The organism is Tritonibacter sp. SIMBA_163 (assembly GCF_046535935.1).
GTDB classification, from domain to species: Bacteria; Pseudomonadota; Alphaproteobacteria; order Rhodobacterales; family Rhodobacteraceae; genus Epibacterium; species Epibacterium scottomollicae.
Map to the genome: position 1 here is coordinate 1 of NZ_JAWJBP010001021.1, position 247 is coordinate 247.

The 247-nt window shown below is 39.3% G+C and carries 1 protein-coding gene; it reads left to right on the forward strand.

The genetic code is table 11. The annotated features are described in order from the left end of the window. The first annotated feature begins 24 nt into the window (after window positions 1-24). Window positions 25-156 carry a ribbon-helix-helix domain-containing protein gene (locus tag R0J92_RS25420; protein ID WP_411053730.1) on the forward strand — a complete coding sequence of 44 codons (132 nt, stop codon included), beginning with the start codon at window positions 25-27 and terminating at the stop codon, window positions 154-156. The last annotated feature ends 91 nt before the right edge of the window (window positions 157-247 follow it).

Here is a 247-nt window from a genome sequence, read left to right on the forward strand (position 1 = left end):
TGTTTATCTTCATAGGTGTTTATTATGGCTCGTTGGTCATTAGTGATTTCCGATAATACAGACCGTAGCGTGAGAGCTTATCTCGGTGCTATTGGCGCAAAGAAGGGAGGGCTATCAAATCTGGTTGAAGAAGCTGTGAAGCGTTACATTTTTTAAGAAACGGTTAAGACTGTACAAGAACGCAATTCAGAGTATTCTGAAGATGAAATTATGAATGTTATTGATGAAGCGATAAGAGAAACCCGTG

Excerpts from the sequence above, each read along its gene's own strand:
- R0J92_RS25420 (WP_411053730.1), top strand. The coding sequence starts at position 25 with ATGGCTCGTTGGTCATTAGTGATTTCCGATAATACAGACCGTAGCGTG.